Genomic DNA, 7,382 nt, shown 5'->3' with positions numbered 1-7,382 from the left:
CAGGCAGAAAATATTGCTACTGTTGGACAGGCAATATCTTACCTAGAAGAGAACGTAAAATAATTAAATAACATAATCAACCCCATCACCTAAACTTCTTGTATGACTTTAAGAAGAGTAGTAGTAACCGGCATAGGTGCACTCACACCCATTGGAAATACCGCCTCAGAATATTGGGACGGTCTGAAAAATGGCGTTAGTGGAGCTGCTCCTATCACACGGTTCGATGCCGAAAAGTTCAGGACTAAATTTGCCTGTGAGGTTAAGAATTTCAATGCTGAAGATCATTTTGATAGAAAAGAGGCCCGTAAAATGGACCCCTTTACTCAATATGCGCTTGTAGTGGCTGACGAAGCTATTAAAGATTCGAAGTTAGACCTTGAAGCTATTGATCTTGATAAGGCAGGTGTAATCTGGGGCTCCGGTATTGGCGGACTAAAAACATTTCAGGAAGAAGTAAGGAGTTATGCTTTAAACGATAACACACCTCGTTTTAACCCTTTCTTTATTCCGAAAATGATCGCGGATATAAGTGCCGGTTATATTTCAATTAAATACAATTTTAGAGGCCCTAACTTTGTAACTGTTTCAGCTTGTGCTTCTGCATTAGTGGCGTTGATCGATGCGATGAACTACATTAGACTGGGGCATATGGATGTTGCCATCTCTGGTGGTAGCGAAGCTGCTGTAACAGAAGCTGGTATGGGCGGATTTAACTCAATGAAGGCCCTTTCTGAGCGTAACGACTCACCGGAAACGGCATCAAGACCTTTTGATAAAGATCGTGATGGTTTCGTACTCGGAGAAGGTGCAGGAGCGCTTATATTAGAAGAATATGAGCATGCCAAAGCAAGAGGAGCTAAAATCTACGCAGAAATTATCGGTGGAGGTATGTCTGCTGATGCACACCACATTACAGCGCCACATCCTGATGGATTAGGTGCAACCAATGTAATGAGAAATGCATTGAATGACGCTAACATCAAGCCGGAAGAAGTGGATTACATAAACGTACACGGTACGTCTACACCACTTGGCGATAAAAGCGAGACAACTGCTATAAAAAATATCTTTGGTGAGCATGCTTATAAACTAAATATAAGTTCAACTAAATCGATGACCGGTCACTTACTAGGTGCGGCAGGAGCAATTGAGGCTGTTGGTTGTGTATTGGCTATGAACCATGGTTTAGTACCTCCAACAATCAACCACTTTACTGACGATGAAGAGCTTGACAATAAGTTGAACCTAACGTTTAACAAAGCGCAAGAGAGAGAAATCAATGTGGCCTTAAGTAACACTTTCGGCTTTGGTGGACACAACACCTCAATAATTTTCAAGAAAATTTAGTAAGGTGAATCGTGCTGTAAAGCGCTTATTCAGTCTATTTAGTAGAAAATCCGAAAAAGATAAAAGGCTTATTACCGCAATAAAAAATATTGTTGGTAGTAAGCCTTTAAATTTATCTCCTTATCGATTGGCTGTAATCCACAGCTCAATGGCCAAAAAACACAAAAATGGTCATAAGGAATCTAACGAACGACTTGAATACCTCGGTGATGCTATACTGGGTGCAGTTGTAGCTGATTTCTTGTTTAAAAAATACCCCTATAAAGACGAAGGCTTTCTTACCAGTATCAGATCCCGTATTGTAAATCGGGAATCACTCAATGTCTTGGGTAAGAAAGTAGGCCTCAATCAACTTGTAGAATACGATAAAACCAAGAGAAGTAAGCTTTCTCACAAATCCTTATATGGCGATACCCTGGAGGCGCTGGTGGGAGCCGTTTACCTCGACAAGGGTTATCGTTTTTGCGCCAAGTTTATTATCGAAAAGCTAATTACACCTTATTTTGACATTTCTGAGGTTGCCAAATCTGATACCAACTTCAAAAGTAAAATCATCGAGTACGCACAGCAGAAAAATAAGAATGTACGCTTTGACATCATCAATGTGACCAATGATAAGCATCACAAAGAGTTTACTGCTCAGGTATTTATAGATGACAAACCACTTGGCAAGGGCCACGGCCACAGTAAGAAGAAGGCTGAGCAGAATGCATCTCAAAAGTCTTGTGAGCTATTGAAGTTAGACTAAAGATTAGCGATATTCGCCAATAAAAAATTAGTGGCGTGGTAGACTTACGAATTGCAGGAGCAGCATTGAATCAAACTCCATTAGATTGGAGCAACAATCTCAACAACATTAAAGATGCCATTGACAAGGCCATAGATGCCAAAGTCGATCTACTTTGCCTACCCGAGCTCACCATTACCGGTTATGGCTGCGAAGACAATTTTTTAAGCCAGTGGATTTATGATAAATCGCTTGAATGCCTGCAACAAATTCGTCCGTGGTGCAAAGGTATATCGGTAGCTGTTGGTCTACCCATTCGAGTTAAAGGCATCGCATATAATGCAACCTGTATTATTGAAAACGCAGAGTTTAAGTGCATCTATGTAAAACAAAACATGGCACTTGATGGCGTACACTATGAGCCTCGTTGGTTTACACCTTGGGAGATAGACCGCCAGGAGCAAATTCAAATAGGCGACTTCACCTGTCATATTGGTGACCTAATTTATAACCTAAAAGGTGTAAAAATTGGCTTTGAAATCTGTGAAGATGCCTGGAGAAAAGGTCGACCGGCCTGCAGACTGCATAAAAAAGGTATTGATTTGATCATAAACCCAAGTGCCAGCCATTTTGCCATGGGCAAGACGCTTGAGCGCGAAGAATTGGTTGTAAGTAGCTCCAAAAATTTTGACTGCGCATATCTCTACGCCAATCTACTAGGCAACGAAGCCGGTCGTATGGTTTATGATGGAGAGATTCTGATAGCTCAAAAGGGTCACCTACTAGCAAAAAATGATTGGCTTTCTTTCAAAAACGTTGATCTCGTTTATGCTGATGTTGACTTTGCGCAAAGTTTCAAAAAATCAACCCCACAGGATTATTCGAGAGATAAGAATATTGAGTTTGCTAAAGCTTCATCACTTGCATTATTTGATTACCTGAGAAAAAGTAAAAGCAAAGGATTTGTACTTTCTCTCAGCGGTGGTGCCGACTCTTCTTCTATAGCCGTGCTTGTTGCTGAGATGGTAAGAAGAGGTATCAAAGAATTAGGAGTCTCTCAATTTATAGAGAAGATCGGCCTCAAAGAAACGCTAAGAGAGGCACTTGATCTACCAGAGGATAAAGTAGACAAGTTCATTGTAGCCAAGATATTACACTGTGCGTATCAAGGCACTGTAAACTCTTCGGATGATACTTTTAACTCTGCCAAAGCCTTGTGTGAAGATATTGGAGCTACATTCTCTCATTGGTTGATAGATGAAGAAGTGAAATCCTACACAGAGAAAATGGAAACCGTCTTAGGTAGATCATTGACCTGGGAGCAGGACGATATTGCGCTTCAAAATATACAAGCCAGGGCTCGATCACCAATAATCTGGATGTTGGCCAACATCAACAATGCTTTACTGCTGACTACTTCAAACAGAAGTGAGGGAGATGTTGGCTATACAACTATGGACGGTGATACATCTGGTAGCATAGCTCCTATTGCAGCTGTTGATAAGCATTTTATCATCAATTGGCTGAAGTGGGCAGAAACGGATTTAGGCTACCAGTCGCTTAAGCATGTAAATAGTCTACAACCAAGTGCTGAGCTACGCCCACTTAGCTCCACTCAAACAGATGAAACCGATTTGATGCCTTACAGTATTTTAGTGAAAATAGAAAGAGAGGCTATCAAGCATCATAAGTCTCCAGTAGAAGTCTTTCGCAAATTATCATCGGAAGGACTTGAACCTGATGATTTACTTAAGAAACACATTACTAAGTTTTTTCAGCTTTGGTCTCGCAATCAATGGAAGCGTGAGCGCATTGCCCCTGCCTTTCATTTAGATGATTTCAATGTAGACCCAAGGACCTGGTGTAGGTTTCCGATTTTATCTAGTGGGTTTAAAGAAGAGCTGGCTGAGCTAAATTCAAATACATAAGCTAAATACTAAAACATCATACTGACTACTAATTAGTAACTACTATATTTGCCACATGTCATTATTAAGCTACTTAATCTGGACTGCTGATCCGGAGTTTTTTACCATTCCATTTCTCGATAGATCAGTAAGATATTACGGTTTACTTTTCGCACTAGGCTTTCTTATTAGCCAGCAAATCATGTTTTACATGTATCGCAAAGAGGGCAAACCTGAGAAAGATGTAGAAACACTGACCGTCTTTATGATCATAGCCACCATCATTGGTGCACGTCTGGGGCATGTTTTCTTTTATGAGCCCGATAAATACCTTGCCAATCCATTAGATATATTGAAGATTTGGGAAGGTGGCCTCGCCAGCCATGGTGCTGCCTTCGGGATCCTATTGGCGCTGTGGCTATATACTCGTTATGACATTGGCTTTAAAGGCTTAAAATTAAAGACCGAGCGTATCACACGACCAGGCCAAAACTGGCTTCAGGTGGTAGATCGAATTGTAATTGTGGTGGCTTTAACGGGTTGTTTGATCAGGTTTGGCAATTTTATGAACCATGAGATTTATGGAATTCCTACTAACTCAAGCTATGGTGTAGTATTCACCAACAACATTAATTCTTTTTTCGGTGAGCCAAACTCACCCATTGCCGATATCGACTACGAAAAAAGAGATGCTGATTTAAATGAAGATGGCGCTGTTCCAATTCAGTTAAATTTAACGCTTAAAAACCACCCTGATTTAAGAACGAAAGAACATGTAGCTACCTACCTGGAAGGTCGATTTAAAGAGTTGCTGACCAGCTACAGTTATATCAATGAGCACATTAGCCAGTCAAAAAGTCGACCACTTGATTTTGAAATCAGTAAGAATAGCGATGGCACATTCAGCGCAGCTGTCAATACCTACGCTATAGCCAGACACCCAACTCAGCTCTATGAGTCAGGCACCTCTCTGGCCCTTTTCTTCTTACTTTTTATAATCTGGAGTAGGTACCGGGAGCAAACACCACCTGGTTTGTTGTTTGGTATATTTTTGATTTTGTTATTCGGCTTACGTTTTGTTCATGAGCTTTTCAAAGAAAACCAGGTAGCTTTTGAGGATGGTATGGCATTTAACATGGGCCAAATTTTGAGTATTCCACTCATCATGTTTGGTATCATAGTGCTAATCAGATCTTTAACAATCGGTAAGGTAGAAAAACAAACGCCACAGGATTCTCACTAGCCGTCTGGCATAGTTTAGCAATCCAAAATTATAGGTGCTTACAGCAGCTCAATAGGTTGTTGTATTGTCAGTTTATCTTTTTATTTTTATAGCTTACATTTTTTTTCGAGCCGGTGGCTTGATTGGGTGGGAAGGCATGCTGACAATACTCTTATCATTTCTATTTTCGATTTCTTCTGCAACAGATACTGTTGCAAGCGTTGAGCATACATCGATACAAGCTAAGTCAGATTCCACAGTAGCTGAGCGAGTAACTATTGATAAAATATTTATCATTGGTAATAAGAAAACCCGTAAGAAAATAATTCTTAGAGAGCTCGATGTAAAAGAGGGTGAAGTCTATGACACAGAAGACCTTGAGCAAATCTTAAAGGCTGACAAGAACAAAATTACTAACTTGAGGCTTTTCACTTCAGTGGAAGTAACCACACTACACCTGAGTCCTACGTTGGTAGATATAGTGATTCAGGTTTCAGAGCGTTGGTATACTTTTCCGGCCCCTATTTTTGACCTTGTAGACCGTAATTTCAATGATTGGTGGCAAAATCAGAATCATGATTTAAGCCGTACCAATTATGGGGTCCGTATATATCAGAATAATTTTAGAGGAAGGAACGAAACGCTTCGTTTGATTTTGCAATTTGGTTATACCAAAAAGTTTGGCCTAAGCTATAGAATCCCTTATATCGATCGGTCTCAACGTCACGGCCTTTCTTTTGGCTTTGACTACTCAGAAAATAAAAATGTACCGTACACTACCTCCGAGCACAAACAGGTATTTCTCGACTCAGAAGACCTTTTGCGTGTGGAGCGATCATTTTATTTGGGTTATAGGTTTCGCAACTCATTTTATACCAGGCACAATGCGTATTTAACCTTCAACTCTAATGCAATTAATGACACCCTGGCTACGCTTAATCCTAACTTTTACCAAGCTGGTTCAACCCTTCAACGTTATTTTGAGTTCATGTACGTATTTCAGCATGACAAACGAGACATTGTAGCCTACCCTTTGCACGGGAGTGAGTTTGAAGTTGAATTTAGAAAGTCTGGATTGGGAATTTTTAATGACATCAATCAATACAAGCTTCATCTTAGATATACCAAGTACATCGATTTACAGCGTAATTTTTATTTAGCAAACTACACATCAACCTATTTCAGTGGACCAGAAGAGCAGCCGTATGACAATTTAGGGGCGCTTGGTTATAAAAATGACTTTGTACGTGGTTATGAGCTATTTCTGATAGAAGGACAGCGCTACTTCCTCAACAGAACTACGCTTAAAAAGAAGCTTTTCTCCTTTAGAGAACGCTTAAATTTTATACCTGTAGAGCAATTCAGAGATTTTCCATTGGCTGTATATATTAAAACATATTTCGATTTTGCCTACACTGAAAATATAGAACGCTACGATGAGAATTTTATGAACACATCACTGACCAACCAATACATATACGGTACCGGTTTTGGTTTAGACTTTGTAACCTCCTACGACACTGTCATAAGATTTGAATACAGCTTTACCAAAGAAAACACCTCTGGTTTCTTCTTCCACCTCAAGAAAGAGTTTTAGTCATACTTCAGTTTCTTTTTCTTGCCTTTATCAGTAAAGTAATACCACTCACCCACTCGTTTTCCGGCTTCATACCTGCCTTCATATTCTAGCTGGCCGTCATCATTATAAAACTGCCACAAACCTTCTTCCAGGCCATTTGAGAAAGCTCCCTTTTGAGTAAGCACACCTTCTTCGTTATAATAAAGCCACGGACCGTGGGGTTCTCCATCTTTGTAATTAAGCTTTCGCTTCACGGTGCCATTTTCATGATAGAATTGCCACACACCTGTATACAACCCATTATGATATTTACCGAATTTCTCTACTTGACTGTTTGGGTAGTAATAATAGGCAGAATCTACCAATAGCCCCTTTTGCCATTGCTCCTTCCCTATAACCTGACTATTTGGATGGTAATATTTCACAGAGCCGTGCAAAGAACCAGCGAGATAGCTCTCTTCAGCACTCTTGACCCCATTTTCATAAAAATAAAGCCAGGAACCAATTTTCTTATTTTTCTGAAAGCTTCCTACTGCCTTTATTTCTCCACTTTCATAAAACAGTGTATCTTGCGCACCAACTTCGATGAAAACAAAA

Annotated in this window: 6 protein-coding genes; 5 read left to right on the top strand and 1 reads right to left on the bottom strand. The window is 40.0% G+C overall.

What is annotated here, in order from left to right:
- Nucleotides 1–102 precede the first annotated feature (102 nt).
- The 5 genes from fabF (at nt 103) to E1176_RS09305 (ending at nt 6,803) form a co-directional block, all read left to right on the top strand.
- Nucleotides 103–1,350, top strand: a complete 1,248-nt coding sequence (gene fabF / locus E1176_RS09325; protein WP_155210340.1) for a beta-ketoacyl-ACP synthase II — start codon at nt 103–105, stop codon at nt 1,348–1,350.
- Between the two features lie 4 nt (nt 1,351–1,354).
- The gene (gene rnc / locus E1176_RS09320) at nt 1,355–2,098 is read left to right on the top strand and encodes a ribonuclease III (RefSeq protein ID WP_185152721.1); all 744 of its coding nucleotides are present in this window, start codon (nt 1,355–1,357) and stop codon (nt 2,096–2,098) included.
- Nucleotides 2,099–2,133: 35 nt separating this feature from the next.
- Nucleotides 2,134–4,005 (top strand): NAD(+) synthase, encoded by a 1,872-nt coding sequence (nadE, locus tag E1176_RS09315; RefSeq protein WP_185152720.1) that lies wholly within the window; start codon nt 2,134–2,136, stop codon nt 4,003–4,005.
- 55 nt (nt 4,006–4,060) lie between these two features.
- Nucleotides 4,061–5,227 carry a prolipoprotein diacylglyceryl transferase gene (locus tag E1176_RS09310; RefSeq protein ID WP_155210339.1) on the top strand — a complete coding sequence of 389 codons (1,167 nt, stop codon included), beginning with the start codon at nt 4,061–4,063 and terminating at the stop codon, nt 5,225–5,227.
- Nucleotides 5,228–5,363: 136 nt separating this feature from the next.
- A complete protein-coding gene (locus E1176_RS09305; protein ID WP_155210338.1) occupies nt 5,364–6,803 on the top strand; it encodes a POTRA domain-containing protein in 1,440 nt (479 codons plus the stop codon).
- Here E1176_RS09305 and E1176_RS09300 read toward each other — a convergent pair.
- A partial coding sequence (locus tag E1176_RS09300) for a toxin-antitoxin system YwqK family antitoxin (protein ID WP_155210337.1) occupies nt 6,800–7,382 on the bottom strand: 583 nt, incomplete at its 5' end. The genes E1176_RS09305 and E1176_RS09300 overlap by 4 nt on opposite strands.

The organism is Fulvivirga aurantia (assembly GCF_009711475.1).
GTDB lineage: Bacteria > Bacteroidota > Bacteroidia > Cytophagales > Cyclobacteriaceae > Fulvivirga > Fulvivirga aurantia.
The sequence above is the reverse complement of the archived record's forward strand: the minus strand, read 5'-3'. Positions and strand labels throughout refer to the sequence as shown.